Here is an 18466-nt window from a genome sequence, read left to right on the forward strand (position 1 = left end):
TAGCCGCCTGCACTCCAATCAACTAGTGTACGTCTATCGGTAAATAGAATGTCGTTTTCAAGACTCAGTTATATTTGAACAGATTTTCTATCGCATTTTAAAGAAATTGCGGATCAAGGATTATGGAGCGCTGACCATGTCTTTATTGATTCGATACATGTGAAAGCGCGTGCGAAACGGCATAAATTTAAAAGAAAATCGTGTGCAAGGAAACGCGTGTATATGAGGCAAAACGTCAAGAAGAGCTGAATCAAGACCGGGTGGACTCATGGAAAATTGAACGTGTATTTGCTGCCTTGAATTTGAAGAAGCTAGCTAATTGGACATGGCAAAGTTCAAAAATGGCAGGAAATAGTTGCTCGTAGCGTACTACTGTCGTTAATAGGGGCTATTTGTAACTCCTATTTCTGTTAAAATGACAAAAGGTATTCGGCATGTATTTATTCCGAATACCTTTTGTCAATCTGAATGGTCATTAATCGACCATTCTTTTTTTATAGATAAATCCTGTGACAACCCAAGTTAATAGTGACCATATGACGATTGTAGCCAATGGAATTAGCACACCCATTGTTGTGTAGTTACTTTCCAAAGCTTCTCCTAGAATGACCAGTTGAGAACTTGGTAGCCACTCGGCAACTTTTAAGATTGGATAAGTAGTGGAAAACGCTAAAGCAATCGGTCCGAATGAGAAAATAAACATGACAGGTAGCACGATAATGGATGCTTCCATAATTGTTTTTGCAAATAATCCACATAGTGTTCCTAAAGCAATATAAAAAATTGTAGAAAGCACTAGTGCAATGGCTAAAATGACAACGCTAGCAGGATTATAGCCGATAAGAAAAATAGTCATGGTTACAACAATAAGAGAAACAATAAAGACAAATAAGCTTTTTCCTATTAAAATATCTGCAAGCGAGGCAGGAGATAGCATCAAACTTCTGAGCGTATTCTTCTCCTTTTCTTCAGCGATTAAGCAACATTGTACATAAGCCGTTACAACAGCAAATGTCAAATTTATTGGTAAAAAGTAGGAACTTATATCGTTTACTCCTATTTTCTTGTAAAGAAAGGCTAAAATAAGTGGTAGTAATACCATCGTCGATACTGCATAATTACGTGAAAACTCCTTGTAATCCTTCATAAAAATGGCTTGAATACGTGTCATTGAAATGTTCATACTAAATCACTCCCTGTTATTTGCATAAAAATATCACCTAATGTTGGCTCGTTTGTAAAAATGCGCACAACTTCTTCTGATTTCATCCAAGAATACAGTTTCTGTGCATCTTGTGCTCCTTTTTGAATCGTTGTACTCTCTCCATTTTGCAATTCTACTGTAATGGAATCATCCCCGAATTCTTTTTTTAATTGCTTTGGAGAACCGATAGCACGAATTTTTCCTTGATGTAAAAAGGCTACACGATCACAAAGTATCTCGGCTTCACTCATATCATGTGTTGTTAAAAAGATTGTAGTGCCCATTTCATTTAACTTGCGTAACCCATTATAAATATGTTGTGTATTTACAGGATCTAGTGCAGAAGTTGGTTCATCTAAAAATAATAATTCTGGTTTATGCATAATCGCACGGGCAAGTGTAACACGCTGAATCATCCCCTTAGATAGCTGACTGATTTTCTTTTTTCGCTCAGGATACAAATTGACAAAATCTAATGCTTCTTTTACGGCCGAACTAGAAAGTTGATATAAATTACTATAGAGTAATAAATTTTCTTCAATTGAAAGTCTCGTATAAAGTCCACTGTTATCTGTTAAAATACCAAACCGTTTTCTGTTATGACTTTGTTTCATTGCATTAGCAGGGCGACCAAATAAAGAAACATTTCCTGCGCTACTTTCAGTTTGTGCTGTCAAAATTTTAATGGTTGTCGTTTTACCGGAGCCGCTTGGTCCAAGGAATCCAAAAATTTCTCCTTTTTGAATAGAGAATGAAACATCCTGTAATGCTACTTCCTTATTAAATGATTTTTTCAAATGCTGAACATCAATCACTGTCTCCATGTTCAAACCTCCTGTGTGTTGTTGATGTCTTCACTTTAATGGATAATGCTGAACAAGACATTAAATCACAGGTGAAAGGCAGAAAAATGCCCATCAGTGGAGAAATAGCTATGTGACAGGAGTCGTTTATTTCCTGGGAAATCTACTATATTCCGAGGATATCCTTTAAATCTGCTAGCTTATTTTTCGACAAAGGTACAATCGTTTTTTCGTTACTGTTTAAAGCTAGGCTGTAGCTATTGCGAGTCCAAGTAATGATTTCACGTACTTTTTGTAAATTAACGATATAAGATCGATGGCTTCTAAAAAAGCCGAATGGTGTCAATTTCTGTTCTAAATCATTGAGCGATAATGTGCAAGGATAGGCTTCGCCCGCAACATAAACGTAAACAATACCTTCCACACTTTCAATGTAATCAATTTCAGGGGGATTAAACAAAATGATTTTGTCATTTTTCTTTGTTGGGATTTTATCAAGCCTTATGGGTGCATTTTCAATAGGGGTGGAAATTATTTCAATTTCATCCTCTTTCACATCAAGTGCATGTAAACCTAACGCATCCAATCTATATATTTCGTTACACGAAATAATTAAATCCTCCAAGTTGTTTGACAGTAAAACAATTGTCTTGTCTTGTTTTTGAAGGGCCATCAAAAGCTGAAGTACATTTTGCTTTGAAAATTCATCTAAGTTTTGAAAGGGCTCCTCGATAATTTGAATGGGTGCTGCACTGAGATATGTATGTAACAATTTCAAACGTTGTTTTTCCCCATTTTGAAGCTTATGAACCTTATTGTTTTTTTGGTCAGATAAAGAAAACAGCTTTAATGCCTCCTCTTTATTGTGCAGAGGCGCTGTAAAAAGCTTCATAGAAAAAAGTATATATTCGCTTACAGTAAGTCGTTCATATAATGCACTCTCACGTACATGTGTATATGTATCTCCTTGTTTTGTAAACCAGTGCATCAAAGTATTAATTTTCGTTACATCCGTATAAATACCGATAATCGCTCCTGTATGTAAAGGAAGTTGAAAGCTTGGATAGATGACATTTCCTGATTCAGTGTAAGGATCGATTTCTAAAAGTTGCTGTTGATTCAAAGTGATAGCCTCCACCAGATAATAGATTTATAAAAAATTTTTTATAGACATGTGTGCCTGAATAGCACTCTCGCGATGAAATGTTACGTTATGACAATCCATAAATCCATGCTCACCAGCGAATTGAATAGTTTGTACAAAATGTATGTGGTTTAGTGCGTTTTTCATGTCTTGAACATTGAAACTTTTTTCAAGACTTGGTAAAACAATGAGTGTAGGGCAGCTTGGCTGTAGGTCAAGATATTGACGAATTCGCGAGCCATAGACACAAACAACGCGATGCAGCGGCAGTGTAGAAAGTTGCCAAGCAATAGTTGCGCCTACACTAAAGCCAATTACAATTACTTTGTCATATTGTTGGATGGCGACTCTTAGTTGTTTAACCAGCTTCTCTACTGGAGTGTCGAAGCCAATTTCATTTGTGAAATACAGGTAAGCTTCTTTTTCCTGCGCATAGGAGAAACATTTTTCATCTGAGTAAAGATGGACACATTCTACTTCAGTATGCTCATCGATAAATGCAACAGCCTGTTCTTGGATAAAGTCATTCACGCCATAAATTTCGTGTAAAATAAATATTTTTCTATTTTTTCTATTCATGGAGACTCCTTTTTTGCTTTTTCAAATAGTGTAACAAAAAGTAATAGCATCGTATATTTCATCCATTAAAAGTAAATTTATGGATTTGAATGTGTTGGTTGTTTTATATGTGGATAAATAGCTTTTAATAAAATAGAATTGGGGAAATTTAATTTATGTAATCGTTGAAGTAATACATGTGGCAATTATTTTCCGTGGATTAGTAAGATAGTTAATTGGAAACTAGTTGTAATTTTAGTTATATCGAAATAATATAATTGTGTAGGGAAATATAATAATATTTATCTGGATTTATTTAAAATAAATTACTTCGGGGAAAAATTTTTTGACTTTTTTGAAATAACAATGTAAAAATAGCTTTATATTTTACGAGGAGGATGATGGAAATGAAATACCAATCGATTAATGTGAATGGTGGCGCACTACATTTTGCAGATTATCCAGGTGAGAAAGGTACAATTATTGCTGTACATGGTTTAACTGGCAATCATATGCAAATGCATTATTATGCTGAACTGTTAAAAGGCGACTATCGTTTTATTTCGGTTGACTTAAAAGGGCGTGGTAATAGTGCACCGGCACCTGCGGATACAAGTATTGAGTTACATACACAAGATATATTAGCTTTGCTTGATGCGTTAGACATTGATAGACCGATATTAATGGGTTACTCAATGGGGGCATTTATCATGGCGAATGTTGCTAGTAAACGAAAAAATGTAAAAGGGGTCATTTTACTTGATGGAGCAGCAACTTGCACAGATCATCAACGCCAAATTGTTGAGCCCTCACTAGGTCGAATTAGCAAGCCGTATGACTCAGCAGACGCATATGTCGAGGAAATAAAAGCAATTTATGGTCGTCTAGGCGTTGAATGGACAGATCATTTAGCAAGTGTTGGGCGTTATGAGATTGCAGTACAAGATGGACATTGGGAAAATAAGTCTGATGAAGAATTAATTCGTTTAGATTTCCAAAGTTTTTATGACTACAAGCCTGTAGCAGTTTTTGAAAATGTGGAATGTCCAATACTTTTAATTCATTCGACTGGTGGTATTGGAGCAATGCCCGCATTATTTTTAGCTGAATCTTATATAGAAACGCTCAAATATGCAAAAAATATTTGGAAATTCACATCAAATAGCAATCATTACACTTTGGTTTTTGAAGAAAGAAAAGATGTTAACCCAGTAATATTGCGCTTTTTAGAGAGTATCTAAAAAAAGAGTTGCAGTTTTTTAAATTTTATGCGAATAATTAAATAACAAAACTTAAATGCCTATCGAGCAGCTTTAGAAAAAAGACCTTTTTCTACTTTCCCTGCTTGACTGTTGGCTACACTTTTCTGAACATACGGTAAATGCCGTCTTTTGGGGAAGTGTGGCCTTTTTTTATTCAAATTTTCCAAAAAGGGGAGTTATTAGATGGCAACAGGACTAGCGTATTTCAAAAAAGTTTATGATGTTGTACCTGGATGGGTGCAAAAAATGCACGACTATAATCCAGCAATGTTAGACCACTATACAGCACTGCGTGGAGCAGCGATGGCACCAGGTGTTCTATCTGTGAAGGAAAAGGACATTTTGTTAGTCGGGATGAATGCTGCAAGACATTATGCACGTAGCATGGTGTACCACACGAAAGGCGCTATTGATGGTGGTGCCACACTCGAAGAATTAATCGAGTACTTACTTGTAGCATTTAATTATGGTGGGGAAAAAGCATTACAAATCGGCTTGCAGTCATTTGACTATGCTTTAGAGCTAACGAATACGAGTGCTGACAAAATTTCACATGAAGCCTCAGCAATTGATATTGTGCGCTACTACAGTACGTTTGCTTCGAAAGATAACAGTAAGACATATTTTGAGAAATTAATGAGTTTCTTTATTGCAAAAGATGAAAACGCTTTAAAACATGTATTACTTGATAGCAATGTTGTATCAACACAAATGAAATATATTTTAATGACAGGAATTTACACAACCGTATTGAAAAATGCGGAAACAGATTATTGGGCGAAACAATCACGTGAAATAGGTGTAGAAGAAGCAGAATTGGCAGAGCTAGGCTATATTTGCCTATTAACAGCTGGCATTCCTTCTTGGTTTGAAATTAGTGATGCGCTTATCCGAAAGTAATGGAGTGAATACAATGAAAATTTATGAATCCGTAGAACAGGCTTTATCTTGTGTAGAAAGTGGCCAAACGATAATGGTTGGTGGATTTGGTTTAGTAGGTGGTCCGCTCACTTTAATCGATGCACTAGTGGAATTAGATGTGAATGATTTAACAATTATTAGCAATAATTTAGGAGAAAAAGGAAAGGGCCTTGGTAAATTGCTAGAGCAAAAGAAAGTAAAAAAAGCAATTGGCTCTTACTTTACTGGGAATCGAGATGTTGGCGAGGCATTCCAACGTGGAGAACTAGAAATTGATTTATTACCCCAAGGTACATTAGCTGAATCGATTCGAGCTGGTGGTGCAGGAATTGGTGGTTATTATACGAAAACGTCAGTTGGAACAGATTTGGCGATAGGCAAAGAAACAAAAGTAATCAATGGTGAAGAATATGTATTTGAGGAAGCGTTAAAGGCGGATGTTGCAATTATTCGTGCACATAAGGCAGACAGGCTTGGGAATTTAGTGTATTACAAAACCGCTCGGAATTTTAATCCGATTATGGCAACTGCGGCAAAGACAGTCGTTGTTGAGGTAGATGAAATTGTAGAAGCGGGCGAACTAAGCAGTGATGAAATCATTACCCCGCATTTATTCATTGATCGAATGGTTGTAGCGCAAAAGATTTTAACGAAGGAAGGTGTCGTGGAACATGGCTAATCCTATTCAGGAGCTAATAGCAAAAAGAGCTGCTAAGGAAGTTGCAGATGGACAAATTATTAATTTAGGGATTGGTATTCCTACACTTGTTGCAAAGTATGTAGAAAATGACAATGTTCACTTTCATACAGAGAATGGCATGCTCGGTGTAGTAGGTGTGGATGAGGAGGATATTGATCCGAATGTAGTGAATGCCGGAAAAATGCCAGTTGGAGAAGCGATTGGATCATCCTTTTTTAATAGTGCAGAGTCATTTGGCATGATTCGAGGGGGGCATGTGGATGTAGCCATTTTAGGCGTACTACAGGTAGATGAGCAAGCACGCATCGCCAACTGGGCAGTACCAGGGAAAAATATTATTGGTGTTGGTGGTGCGATGGATTTACTAATCGGAGCACAAAAGGTGATTGTCACGATGACACATATATCAAAAGATGGGAAAAGTAAGATTTTAAAGAATTGCACTTATCCAATTACGTCAACACGTAGCGTTGATACGATTATTACTGAAATGGCGGTTTTTAACTATGTAGATGGACAGTTACATTTGGTTGAATTAATGCCTGAAGTTACATTACAACAAGTAGAGGCAAGCACCGAAGCAAGTTTTGTCAATGCACTGAAATAGGAGGGAAGTAGCATGAAAGAAGTAGTTATTGTAGAAGGCATTCGGACAGCTATAGGTAAGTTAGGTGGTTCATTAATCAATGAGACAGCAGATATTCTTGGTTCAATAGTTATTCGTGAACTCTTAAATCGGACACAGCTAGACCCCTCTCTAATTGAGGAAGTGATTTTGGGACAAGCAAAACAAAGTGCCGATCAATCCAATGTTGCGCGGCTTGCCTCTTTACGTGCTGAATTACCAATTACCGTTCCAGGTTATACTGTACATCGCCAATGTGGTTCTGGCCTACAATCCATTAATAATGCGGCACAGCAAATTGCTCTTGGCTACAGCGATATTATTATTGCAGGGGGAACAGAATCTATGAGTACAGCACCGTATTACTTAAGAAATGCTCGTTATGGTTATGGTGTTGGTAATGCTGCTATCTTAGATCCGAATACAGAAAGTCAACCAGGCTCCCAACCGTTTGAAGTTTATGGTATTTCAACGATGGGTGAAACAGCAGAAAATTTAGCAGAAAAATATTCGATTTCTCGTGAAGAACAAGATGCATTCGCACATCGTAGTCAAGAACGTACAGCACAGGCAATACAAGAAGGCTATTTTGACAAACAAATTGTACCTTACGAAGTGAAAAAACGAAAATCAGTAGAAATTTTTGAAAAAGATGAGCACCCATTTTTAACGAGTCAAGAGAAGTTGAGTACGTTAAAGCCTGTATTTCGTAAAGGTGGATTAGTAACAGCAGGCAATAGTAGTGGGCGTAATGACGGTGCAGCTGCATTATTAATAATGTCGAAAGAAAAAGCTCTAGAACTAGGTTATAAGCCCAAGGTAAAAATACTTGCTCAAGCAGCGGCAGGTGTAGATCCATCTATTATGGGAATTGGCCCAGTTCCAGCTACATTAAAAGCATTAAAACAGGCAAATTTATCGATTCAAGACATCGATATCATTGAGCTAAATGAAGCTTTTGCTGCACAATCAATCGCAGTAATCAATGAACTTGATTTAGATATAAATCGTGTGAATCCAAATGGTGGCGCAATTGCTATGGGGCATCCCATTGGGGCAACAGGTGCCATTTTAATGACGAAGCTTATTTACGAGCTTGAACGCACAGGTAAACGTTACGGTTTAGTTACATTATGCATTGCAGGGGGACTTGGTGTGACAACGATCGTTGAAAACTGCCAAGTATAAAATAACACCGAGTACATTTGACTCGGTGAAGAATTTAATTATCTTTTTGGATTTTTTCTAGGTATCTTTTTTGAGCAGATTTTAGAGCAACTACGACTGAACCACTTGATGGGGCATAATAGTGCTCATCTACACGAGCAATTAATTCATCAATATTGGCTGTAATATCAAAGCCAATCAACATACGTTTAAAGAAATCTTGTGCAAGATTAGTAATGAAAGTAAATTCTGCATCAATAATTTTATGGGTTTCTTTATCAATTTCTAACACAATACCGGCATGCTTGTACATCTCGTACATGGACGTGCCCTGGGGTGCTTTTGCATAAGCGGTCACTAAAATACTAGTTAATTTTTGCAAGGAAATGACCTCCAACATGTATAGATTGTAAGTTAATTCTATCATGTTTTACGCAATAAAGAGGTACTTCCAAAAATTAATTAGTTCAACACATCAAGGGGGAATTAGTATGGAAAAGTTGACAAATTTTTTCACAGATATAATGAAGAAGTATTTACCAGATCCATTTGTATTTGCAATTGGACTTACATTACTAACGTTTGTTTTGGCATTAGTAATTGAGGATATTGGCTTTGTGGATTTAACAAATGCTTGGGGTGGGGGATTTTGGGATTTATTAGCATTTACTACGCAAATGGCTGTTATTCTTGCAATGGGATATGTACTAGCTACAGCACCCATAACAGATAAATTGCTAGACAAAATTGCAAGTATGGTGCATACACCCAAAATGGCAATTATCGTTGCAACGCTTGTTGGGGGTATTGGTAGTTACTTAAACTGGGGATTTGGTTTAGTTATTGGTGGGATTATTGCAAAAAAATTAGCTTTAAAAGTTAAAGGGGTCCATTACCCGCTGATCATTGCAGCAGCTTATTCTGGATTTACCTTCTATGGACTAGGTTTATCGGCTTCTATCCCTATTTTAATTTCAACTCCAGGTCACTTCTTGGAAGATGCAATGGGCTTAGTTACATTATCAGAAACAATTTTTAGCTTACCTATGATTATTACAACGGTCGTGCTGTTAATTACATTGCCTTTATTTAATGCGATGTTGCATCCAAAAGATCCGAAAAACGTGGTGGAGATTGATCCAGCATTGTATGCAGACCAACCAAAAGTAAAATTAAACCTATTAGTCGATAATACGATAGCAAATAAATTGAATAATAGTCGCATTTTAGCGTACACAATTGGTGCACTAGGGCTGATTTATATTGTTATATATTTCACAAACGGTAATTCATTAAACTTAAATATTTTAAACTTTATCATTTTATTCTTAGGAATTATTTTACTAGGGACGCCTGCACGTTATGCTGAGCATTTAGCAGATGGGATTAAAACAATTTCAGGGATTGTGCTGCAATTTCCATTCTACGCGGGTATTATGGCAATCATGGCTGCTTCGGGTTTAGTGGACACCATTGCGAAAGTATTTGTTGACTTATCCAACGAGCATACTTTGCCGTTTTGGGGATTAATTAGTTCATTCTTTATTAATTTCTTTGCACCTTCAGCTGGGGGACACTGGGCAGTACAAGGTCCATTCATGATTGATGCAGCAAAAGAGTTAGGCGCATCTTTATCGGAAACATCAATGTCCGTTATGTTAGGAAATGCCTGGAACGATTTAGTACAACCATTCTGGATTCTACCAGCGCTAGCACTTTCTCGCTTGAAGTTAAAAGATATCATGGGCTTCCTGGTTATGATTATGTTCTTTGTAGGTATTATTTACATTGTGGCAATGTTAGCTTGGTCATATTTACTGTAGCCGAGAGGAATGTATTAAAACGGTAGATGCTCCAAATTAAAGAGTAATAGTATTATAGGAATTCAGCAAAAAATTCGCTAAACTTTTGTGGAAAAGCGAGCCAAGCGAGCCTCCGCAGATGCTAGCACCTGTAAGGCTTGCGGTTCGTCCGCGGAAAGAGAGCGGATTTTTTACATCAAAAATTTAAATGATATGCTCAGTCAGTCTTTTTTATAAAAGGGGGAATATGAATGTCAACGATGTATCAAGCACTCCTAACGGAAGGTACATTAACAAAAAGGGACAAAACACTGATACTTGTAGGTTTATTTGCTGCACGCCGTGAGGAAAGACAAATGCTGTATTTCGTAGAGCGGGCAGTTGAAACAGGTAATAGTGTCCTTGAAATTGCTGAACTGATTGCATCAGCTATTATCTCTAGAGGCATTCCCACTTGGTTATCGGGGATAGAAGCAATTACCTATGCAATCCAGCTTCAAGGAAACGTTGTGGTTGTTGAAGAGAGGAAAGAGATAGCTACATTTTCCTCACAGCAGGAATGTATTGATTACTATCAAGAAGAATTTGATGTCCTACCAAAATGGATTCAATATTTAGTAGATTACGCACCAGATACTTTATTAAAATATAGCAACCTCCGTACGACTTCTTTACGAAATGGCGCAGTGTCTAGGTTATTGAAGGAATTATTATTGTACGCCATTAATGTTTGTGAAGCCTATGAAAAAGGCATTCTGATTCATAAAGCAAATGCCGTTTCACTTGGTGCGAATGCCGCTGTTTTAGATGAAGTTAAAGCGCTATGTATTTATGCGGTAGGCATACAAGCAATTTGGAATGATGAGCAAGGTAAAACTTAAAGAAGGAGACGTAACAATGCAAAAAGTTCTAATAATAGGCGGGGGCTTTATGGGCTCGGCTATAGCAAAATATTTTATCCAATATAACGTGAATGTCTATTTATATGAGCCTAATATAGAAAGATTACAGCAATTGAAGCAGCAATCGGATTTACAACAAATCACTTTTTTACAGCAACTGGAACAAATTGACGGTTTAACATTTGTTTTTGAAGCTATTGTTGAAAATTTACAAGTAAAACAAGCTTTATTTGAACAACTGGATTCATTTTTTGGAAAAGAAGTTACGTTTTGTACCAATACTTCGAGTTATCTAATTAGCGATATTGCAGTAAAAATGATGCATAAAGAACGCTTAATCGGAACGCATTTCTTTTCGCCCGCACATATTACCCCTTTAATAGAAGTGGTTCCTAGCACTTATACATCACAGGAACGGGCAAATGCTACCATGCAATTTCTACAGAGTATTTGTAAAAAGCCTATCTTGTTGAAAAGGGAGATTGAGGGCTTTGTAGCAAACAGATTACAAAGTGCACTTGCTAGAGAAGCGATGTCTTTGGTTGAAAAAGGAATTGTAACGGCTGAAGAGTTAGACTTTATTGCTAAAATGAGCCTAGGCGTACGGTTAGCCAATACAGGACCACTTGAGCAACGGGATATAAATGGTTTAGATACGCATTATGCCATTGTCGATTATGTATACCCAACTTTAGAAAATGGCACGAAGGCACTTGCAATCCATCATGCAAAAATAGATGCAAAACAATATGGTATGAAATCCGATCAAGGCTTTTACGATTGGTCATCCATCGATAAGCAACAATATTTAGCACAAAAAGAAAAGACACTAATAGATATTATTAAATTGGTTCAGTAGAGGTGCCTTCTATATGATGGCGGCAATTATGAAATCAGAATAGGAGTAGATATGGTGATGGAATATCAAGCATTAGTAAAGTGTTCAACAAAGAAAAAGGATGTTCAGTTTAAAACCTATACTGTCCCGGAGTTAGATCGTAATGAATGTTTACTAAAGGTAAGTGCTGTTGGTATTTGTGGGAGCGATTTGCATATGTATGACGGGCATGGTGGCTATGACTGGGTCACTTACCCACTTGTGCTCGGCCACGAAGTAACGGGAACTGTAATAGCTATGGGAGCGGCTGACAATAAAGCACTTTTAAATAAGAGAGCGGTCATTAACCCGTATAAAAGCTGTGGTGTATGTGATTATTGTCAACGTGGCGATACGAATTGCTGTGATTTCAATGACTATAAATTGATAAAAACACCAACTGAAGCTCTTCGATATGGATTTCGTGAGGCTGGCGGAATGGCACAGTATATGGTAGCAGATGTTAATAATATTATTGTAATTGACGACGCTGTGTGTGATGAAGTGGCAGCTATTTCAGAAGCCTTAGCAGTTAGTTATACCGCAGTTTTAAAAGTAGCTGATTGCAAGAAAAAGTCCATTTTAGTAATTGGACCTGGACCAATAGGGTTAGGGGTAGCAGCTATATTAGTGGGAGCGGGTAATGAACAAACACATATGCTAGGAGTGCCACAAGATCAAAGTCGTTTGCAGTTAGCAAAAGAGATCGGTGTACAAGCAACGTTTGTTACTACGGAGGAACTAATTCACGATAAGTTTTCAGGCTATGATGCTATCATTGACTGCTCGGGTCATCCAGCTATTCCGAAAGAAGCCATTCGTTTACTTAAACGTGGTGGTCAGCTTGTATTAGTCGGCATCAATTCTGCTGAGTTTTCTGTGCCAATGGATCAAATTGTACGTGGTGAAATAATGATTAAAGGCAGTTATGGTATTACACAAGCAAATTATGAAGCGGTTTTACAAATGGCAGCGGATTCAAAATATCCATTTCATAAGTTAGTAGCCCATACGGTTCCATTTAAAGATAGTCTTCATGGTTTTGAAAGTGCGCTAAACAAAGTAAATGGAAAAGTTGTGATTCATTTTAAGGAGGAAGTATAAATGAAAATTATTGATTTAACACTAGAAATTTATGATGGCTTAGTTTCCTATACATCACATCCACCGATCGCTATACAAGAAGAATCTACTTTTGACAATTCCGGTCATCGATACGTAGCGCCATGTGAAGGATTTGAATCTCGTTTTTTACGTATGTCTGATCATAGTGGGACACATATTGATGCACCTCTTCACTTTATCAGAGGTGGGGAATCTACAGCTGAAATGGATTTAACAAAAACTTATGGGGATGCTGTCTTACTGGATGTATCCTTTTTCAAAGATCCGTTTGAACCTGTTACAGCAGAGATGCTTTCACAGGCTGAGCAAAGACAAGGGATTACTGTACAGCAAGATGATATTGTGTTAGTAAGAACACGCACTGCACAGTGGGGACAAGGGGACTTTTTTGCAGAGCATGCTTTTGCTACGTGTGCAGGTGATTGGTTATGGGAGAAGCAAGTAAAATGTATTGGTCTTGATTTAGCGAATATAGATGTTCATGACAATATGAAACGTGAAGTGCATTTAAAGCTGCTGAGTGTTCCTATCTATATAGTAGAAAACCTAGTCAATCTTGAACAGTTACCTTTAAATGATCGTTTTACTTTTATGGCACTGCCGCTTAAATTGAAAAATTCAACGGCGTCTCCAGTAAGAGCGGTAGCCTATGTGAAATAACCTGTAAATTCAATGTGAAATATACTCTTATTCAATTCTAGATTTATAAGTTCTTTCAGTAACATTGGACAATCCTCTTTGATTCCCTATATCGAGTGACTTTTCCGAAACCGATTATTATTACTGCTTATTGATTCAATTTTGCTAGTTTATCTACAGTCTGAAAGGGACTTTTAAAAGTCCCTTTTTAAATGATTATTATGAAGAGAAGGTCACAAAAGTTTTTATCTCAACATTTAGTGTGTTTAATTCTTTAATAACGTCGCTAAAATTTTGAACAAGTGAGCTTGTTCACGAATGCGATAAATTCGGAGCGACTTTGCATGCTCAAGGAAAAGTATATAACCTAGAGCTGTGGAGAGCTTCTAAACCATATTATGCCTCGTTATTACAACAAATCCTCATCATTTTTGAAACTAAAATTCCTCCAGATTCATTCGAAAAAACCATGGCATTAATAAAGCTCATAGAAAATATTAATCGAATAGAATAAAGAACAATACCTCAAAATTACTTCAAAAATTGAATTATTTGAACGGCAAGAAATCATCTAAATGTCACTTAAAATATGTATATTTTTACAAGAGCAAAATCGAACATAGCTTTTACTTTTTTGGACAACCTAACTTAGAAATAAATGCATGAGGTGATGATCATGATAATAGAAAGGTCGTCCGAATGGGAAGAAGGCTTTATAAATAGATTAGATAATCTTGAAAAATGGGATAGTTGGACATTGTACAAGATGAGCTATGATATTGTAAAAATGAATTTAATTCCCGAATTCACAGGTTTACAAGCGACGAAACATTTACCCAATTTAACGCCGCTCACTCATCAGCTAGAAGCGGCCGAAACAGTTATTGAACGCATGAATGGGAAAGCGATACTTGCTGATGAAGTGGGGCTTGGTAAAACAATTGAAGCGGGTTTGATCTTAAAGGAATACCTTATTCGTGGGCTTGTAAAAAGAGCGTTGATTTTAGCACCAGCTTCTCTTATTAATCAATGGATAGAAGAATTGAATCAAAAATTTCATATTCCAGCAATAGCTTATAAAAAAAATTGCTCAATTGATCGTTATGATATTGTGATAATGAGCATGGATACAGCAAAAAAAAGCCCACATAAAGAGCTAATTTATGCACAGGATTATGACATGATTATTATTGATGAGGCCCATAAACTGAAAAACCATAAAACGCTAATTTACGAATTTGTACAAGGCTTAAAGAAAAAGTTTTGTTTATTATTAACCGCCACACCCATTCAAAACGATGTATTTGAATTATATTATTTAATCTCTTTACTCAAACCAGGTCATCTCGGAAATTATGAAACATTCCAATCGGCATTTTCAGCTAGCAAGCATGATTTAGAGCATGACGATTATTTGAAAGAATTAGTTAATCAGGTGATGGTTAGAAATAGAAGAGAAGACACGGGCATCGAGTGGACAAAACGTCGCGTTCAAATTATCCCCATCCAATTTACTACTGAGGAAAAGGAAATTTATGATTTACTTGGAACGCTTTCTACAGGCTCATTCTCATTAATTACCTTGCAAAAGGAAATGTGCAGTAGCAAAGAAGCAACGGCTTTAACTTTATCAAAAATGCTCGAAGATAGTAAGGAAACCAAAGAGATTGAAGGGATGCTTGCCAAATTAATGGCTTTAGAAGTGAATTCCAAAGCTGAAAAAACACTAGAAATTATTGAGCAGGCAGATGATAAAGTCATTATTTTTACGGAGTATCGAGCAACCCAAATCTACTTGCAGTGGTACTTACATTCAAAAGGCATTACGAGCGTTCTTTTTAATGGCAAGTTCAATAAAAATAAGCGGGATTATATGAAGCATCTTTTTAAGGAAAAAGCGCAGGTGCTTATTGCGACTGAAGCAGGCGGGGAGGGTATTAACCTGCAATTCTGCCACCATGTCATTAACTACGATTTGCCTTGGAATCCCATGAAGCTTGAGCAACGTATTGGGCGTGTACACCGATTAGGTCAAGAACACGATGTGCATATTTATAATTTGGCAATAGAAGACACAATTGAAAAAGATATTTTGGCATTGCTCCATACGAAAATCGATGTATTTGAGAAGGTAGTCGGAGACTTAGATGCTATCTTAACAAATTTCAAAAAATCCGTTTGACATGTGAGGGGGGAGTGCCATGTTTCCACAGCAAGTTCACAGTTATTTAAGACAATTTTTCATGGAAAATGATTGCAATATTTTAGGGGGAGACGACGATTATCTCACAGTACAATTAACCATTGATATGGATAAAAGAATTATGAATCGCCCCTTCTATTGGCAATACTTAGAAGCTACGAATGGTGAACCAAATCCTGCACAAGTAACATTTATTACAGATCATACGGCGCTAACCGGTAACGTTCGCGGAGAAATAGTGAATTTTGGTTCACCAAGACTTAATCAATTGTTTCAAGCAACGAGAGAGCTTGGCAATTTTGTTCAAATGTTTGAAAAAGTTGACGCAGCGAGTGAACAGATTATGCTTACCCCTTGGCTTGGTGTGAATTATAAAGTCTCCTATTGCTGCGATCGAACAAAAGAAATGTTATATTCATGTGGCATGAACTTAATGACAGGCATGATTTTAGAGGACTTTCATGAGGCATTGAGTAAAATGGAATTGGATGCTATTCAGTCAGAGAATGTTTTTCATGTGCAATATATTATTAAGCCCATCCGTGCGCTTCAAAGATTAGACGCGGCAATCGAAGCGATAATCCAACAAGATAACCATGATTGGGCAGTGCAAGCGAAAAAAAGGTGGCAACGTGATCAGCGCGTTTTAGATTATTTTTATGAAGATGTAGAGCAAAAGCCAGAATGCTATGAGATCGAAAAGAAGGCCTTGGAAGAACAATACGATGCAAAAATTAAAGTCGAAATTATTAATGGTGGATTATTTTATATGAGATAAATGAAGAGCTGTCCGAAAGCGCGGACAGCTCTTTTATTATCTTGTATCTCTATTCTATCTTTATTTACTCTTTTTCGATAAAGTGTTGTAACTGAGCCAGTTTATTATCCCAGAACAAATCAAAATACTGTAACCAGTCTTCAATCTCTTTTAAGCGCTCGACATGTAATGAATAAATCTTTTCTCTACCCTTCTTTTGGGCAGATACTAGTTCAGCCTGCTCTAATATTTTTAAATGCTTGACGACAGCAGTACGGCTAATGGCAAAATGCTCAGAAATGAGAGTGATTGGCTTGTCACTCGCTGCAAGAAGCTGTAGAACATGACGTCTCGTTGGATCAGCAATTGCTTGGAAAACATCATACTTTTCAGCAAGTTGTGTCATTTTGTTTCAACAACCTCTTTTAATCTTTGACCGATAATCATTGTCCAGCCACCGTCCATTTTCTCTCGAACAGCTTCTGCTGACATTTGGGCTTTCGGAATAGTATGAGATGCCTCTTTCCAGCCACCATGTGTTAAGGTAAATGTTGTTTGTTCTCCAATTTGTTCAAGTTCAAATGTTACAAACCATCCATCCGTATCCCAAGCGAAACGCACAAAATGTGGTGCATCCACTTGTTCAACCTTACATGGAGAAGGTCCGAAAGGGGATTGTAACGTAAATTCATGTCCTACAATAGCTTGAAAATTATTTGGCATAAACCAAGTACCAAGTTTTTCGGCAGTAGTGACCGATTCCCACACCTTATCAATAGGCGCGTTGAGTGTAATTGTTTTGACGATATTTTGTAATTGATTAGTCATGCTGAAGTCTCCTCTTCTGAAATACAACTATAAGGTGTTATGAATATATAACACCTTATGGTTATATGTCAATAATAATGAGTCGTGAGAAGTTTCTTGGAAATTATTGTTTTCTGTATTGCTGTTCTTATGGTAAAATATTTTTAAAATTTTCAGAAATTAAGGGGGCTAAAATGGTAAACGTTTCAGTTTTTTTATTGATGTGTGTTTTGCTGGTAATTTTACCTGGTCCAGATACAGCTATTGCGACAAAAAATACGCTTACCGTGAGTAGAAAGGGAGGTATACAAACTATACTCGGCTCATGCTGTGGCTTACTGATTCATACGTGTGCTGCGGTTATAGGACTTTCTGCAATTATTGTAAAGTCAGCATATGTATTTGCAGTTTTAAAATACGTAGGTGCGGTATATTTATGTTATTTGGGTGTGAAAACATTATGGACATTGAAAACAATACGCTCGCAGCCTCCTGTGTTACATGATGAGAAGCAAATCGATCATAAATACGCACATCAATCTTGTTTCAAACAAGGATTTTTGACGAATATAACGAATCCTAAAGTTGCAGTATTTTTCTTAACGTTTTTACCACAATTCGTAGATGCCACAAGCGCCACGTTTCTGCCATTTCTAATCATGGGACTCATTTATACTGCTATAACAGTCCTTTGGTTTGTGTTTTATGTATACTTGTTGGATAAAATCAGTGCATTTATGAAAAAGCCGACAACGAAGACTGTTATTGAGGGACTGACAGGTACAATTTTAATTGGATTTGGCATTAAGCTTGCATTAGAAAAAGCCCATTAATCATGGGCTTTCAGACTGACGACAAATTCAAAAAATAGAGTTTATTTACAGTGTTTGCTCTTTTAAAAATAGAAGACTCTATATGGACCCGTTGATTTCCGCTACGGCGGACGCTTTTCGCGGGCATGGCTTCAGTC

Annotated in this window: 20 protein-coding genes; 13 read left to right on the forward strand and 7 right to left on the reverse strand. The window is 36.9% G+C overall.

Annotation, left to right across the window (positions count from 1 at the left end; all coding sequences use genetic code 11):
• Positions 1-475: 475 nt before the first annotated feature.
• The 4 genes from ACOMCU_RS19425 to ACOMCU_RS19440 all read right to left on the reverse strand — a co-directional run bounded on the left by ACOMCU_RS19425 (position 476) and on the right by ACOMCU_RS19440 (position 3730).
• A complete protein-coding gene (locus ACOMCU_RS19425) occupies positions 476-1183 on the reverse strand; it encodes an ABC transporter permease (protein WP_010857692.1) in 708 nt (235 codons plus the stop codon).
• Positions 1180-2028, reverse strand: a complete 849-nt coding sequence (locus ACOMCU_RS19430) for an ABC transporter ATP-binding protein (protein ID WP_010857693.1) — start codon at positions 2026-2028, stop codon at positions 1180-1182. The genes ACOMCU_RS19425 and ACOMCU_RS19430 overlap by 4 nt, the downstream gene beginning before the upstream one ends.
• A 145-nt stretch (positions 2029-2173) precedes the next feature.
• The gene (locus ACOMCU_RS19435; RefSeq protein ID WP_010857694.1) at positions 2174-3130 is read right to left on the reverse strand and encodes a LytTR family transcriptional regulator DNA-binding domain-containing protein; all 957 of its coding nucleotides are present in this window, start codon (positions 3128-3130) and stop codon (positions 2174-2176) included.
• Positions 3131-3157: 27 nt separating this feature from the next.
• On the reverse strand, positions 3158-3730 hold the full coding sequence (locus ACOMCU_RS19440) for a dienelactone hydrolase family protein (RefSeq protein ID WP_421051108.1): 573 nt from the start codon (positions 3728-3730) through the stop codon (positions 3158-3160).
• A gap of 386 nt (positions 3731-4116) precedes the next feature.
• Between ACOMCU_RS19440 and ACOMCU_RS19445 the strand changes: the two genes are divergently transcribed.
• The 5 genes from ACOMCU_RS19445 to ACOMCU_RS19465 all read left to right on the forward strand — a co-directional run bounded on the left by ACOMCU_RS19445 (position 4117) and on the right by ACOMCU_RS19465 (position 8405).
• Positions 4117-4950 (forward strand): alpha/beta fold hydrolase, encoded by an 834-nt coding sequence (locus ACOMCU_RS19445; protein WP_010857696.1) that lies wholly within the window; start codon positions 4117-4119, stop codon positions 4948-4950.
• Between the two features lie 204 nt (positions 4951-5154).
• The gene (locus tag ACOMCU_RS19450; protein WP_010857697.1) at positions 5155-5871 is read left to right on the forward strand and encodes a carboxymuconolactone decarboxylase family protein; all 717 of its coding nucleotides are present in this window, start codon (positions 5155-5157) and stop codon (positions 5869-5871) included.
• Between the two features lie 13 nt (positions 5872-5884).
• On the forward strand, positions 5885-6571 hold the full coding sequence (locus tag ACOMCU_RS19455) for a CoA transferase subunit A (RefSeq protein WP_421051110.1): 687 nt from the start codon (positions 5885-5887) through the stop codon (positions 6569-6571).
• On the forward strand, positions 6564-7199 hold the full coding sequence (locus tag ACOMCU_RS19460; protein WP_421051112.1) for a 3-oxoacid CoA-transferase subunit B: 636 nt from the start codon (positions 6564-6566) through the stop codon (positions 7197-7199). The genes ACOMCU_RS19455 and ACOMCU_RS19460 overlap by 8 nt, the downstream gene beginning before the upstream one ends.
• A gap of 12 nt (positions 7200-7211) precedes the next feature.
• Positions 7212-8405, forward strand: coding sequence for a thiolase family protein (locus ACOMCU_RS19465; RefSeq protein WP_421051113.1), 1194 nt, complete (start codon positions 7212-7214; stop codon positions 8403-8405).
• Between the two features lie 34 nt (positions 8406-8439).
• Here the strand turns inward: ACOMCU_RS19465 and ACOMCU_RS19470 are convergent, their stop codons facing one another.
• Positions 8440-8766, reverse strand: a complete 327-nt coding sequence (locus tag ACOMCU_RS19470) for a DUF3870 domain-containing protein (protein ID WP_010857701.1) — start codon at positions 8764-8766, stop codon at positions 8440-8442.
• A 109-nt stretch (positions 8767-8875) separates the two neighbouring features.
• Here ACOMCU_RS19470 and ACOMCU_RS19475 point away from each other — a divergent pair, with 109 nt between their 5' ends.
• The 7 genes from ACOMCU_RS19475 to ACOMCU_RS19505 all read left to right on the forward strand — a co-directional run bounded on the left by ACOMCU_RS19475 (position 8876) and on the right by ACOMCU_RS19505 (position 16710).
• On the forward strand, positions 8876-10207 hold the full coding sequence (locus ACOMCU_RS19475; RefSeq protein WP_421051114.1) for a short-chain fatty acid transporter: 1332 nt from the start codon (positions 8876-8878) through the stop codon (positions 10205-10207).
• Positions 10208-10437: 230 nt separating this feature from the next.
• Positions 10438-11067 carry a carboxymuconolactone decarboxylase family protein gene (locus ACOMCU_RS19480; protein WP_421051115.1) on the forward strand — a complete coding sequence of 210 codons (630 nt, stop codon included), beginning with the start codon at positions 10438-10440 and terminating at the stop codon, positions 11065-11067.
• Positions 11048-11947 (forward strand): 3-hydroxyacyl-CoA dehydrogenase NAD-binding domain-containing protein, encoded by a 900-nt coding sequence (locus ACOMCU_RS19485; RefSeq protein ID WP_421051116.1) that lies wholly within the window; start codon positions 11048-11050, stop codon positions 11945-11947. The genes ACOMCU_RS19480 and ACOMCU_RS19485 overlap by 20 nt, the downstream gene beginning before the upstream one ends.
• A gap of 57 nt (positions 11948-12004) precedes the next feature.
• Positions 12005-13069, forward strand: coding sequence for a zinc-dependent alcohol dehydrogenase (locus ACOMCU_RS19490; RefSeq protein ID WP_421051122.1), 1065 nt, complete (start codon positions 12005-12007; stop codon positions 13067-13069).
• On the forward strand, positions 13070-13750 hold the full coding sequence (locus ACOMCU_RS19495) for a cyclase family protein (protein ID WP_421051118.1): 681 nt from the start codon (positions 13070-13072) through the stop codon (positions 13748-13750).
• 649 nt (positions 13751-14399) lie between these two features.
• A complete protein-coding gene (locus ACOMCU_RS19500; protein WP_421051119.1) occupies positions 14400-15911 on the forward strand; it encodes a DEAD/DEAH box helicase in 1512 nt (503 codons plus the stop codon).
• Positions 15912-15930: 19 nt separating this feature from the next.
• Positions 15931-16710, forward strand: coding sequence for a YqhG family protein (locus ACOMCU_RS19505; RefSeq protein WP_421051120.1), 780 nt, complete (start codon positions 15931-15933; stop codon positions 16708-16710).
• A gap of 64 nt (positions 16711-16774) precedes the next feature.
• On the opposite strand, the gene ACOMCU_RS19510 is transcribed toward ACOMCU_RS19505, so the two are convergent.
• Together ACOMCU_RS19510 and ACOMCU_RS19515 are read right to left on the reverse strand one after the other, a co-directional pair.
• Positions 16775-17095: an ArsR/SmtB family transcription factor gene (locus ACOMCU_RS19510; protein WP_010857709.1), complete on the reverse strand. Its 321-nt coding sequence runs from the start codon at positions 17093-17095 to the stop codon at positions 16775-16777.
• A complete protein-coding gene (locus ACOMCU_RS19515) occupies positions 17092-17517 on the reverse strand; it encodes an SRPBCC family protein (protein ID WP_421051121.1) in 426 nt (141 codons plus the stop codon). Before ACOMCU_RS19515 ends, ACOMCU_RS19510 begins: the two co-directional genes overlap by 4 nt.
• Positions 17518-17690: 173 nt before the next feature.
• Here ACOMCU_RS19515 and ACOMCU_RS19520 point away from each other — a divergent pair, with 173 nt between their 5' ends.
• Positions 17691-18329 carry a LysE family translocator gene (locus tag ACOMCU_RS19520; protein ID WP_010857711.1) on the forward strand — a complete coding sequence of 213 codons (639 nt, stop codon included), beginning with the start codon at positions 17691-17693 and terminating at the stop codon, positions 18327-18329.
• Positions 18330-18466: the final 137 nt, after the last annotated feature.

The sequence above is a fragment of the Lysinibacillus sp. UGB7 genome (assembly GCF_049058285.1).
Taxonomy (GTDB): domain Bacteria; phylum Bacillota; class Bacilli; order Bacillales_A; family Planococcaceae; genus Lysinibacillus; species Lysinibacillus sphaericus_B.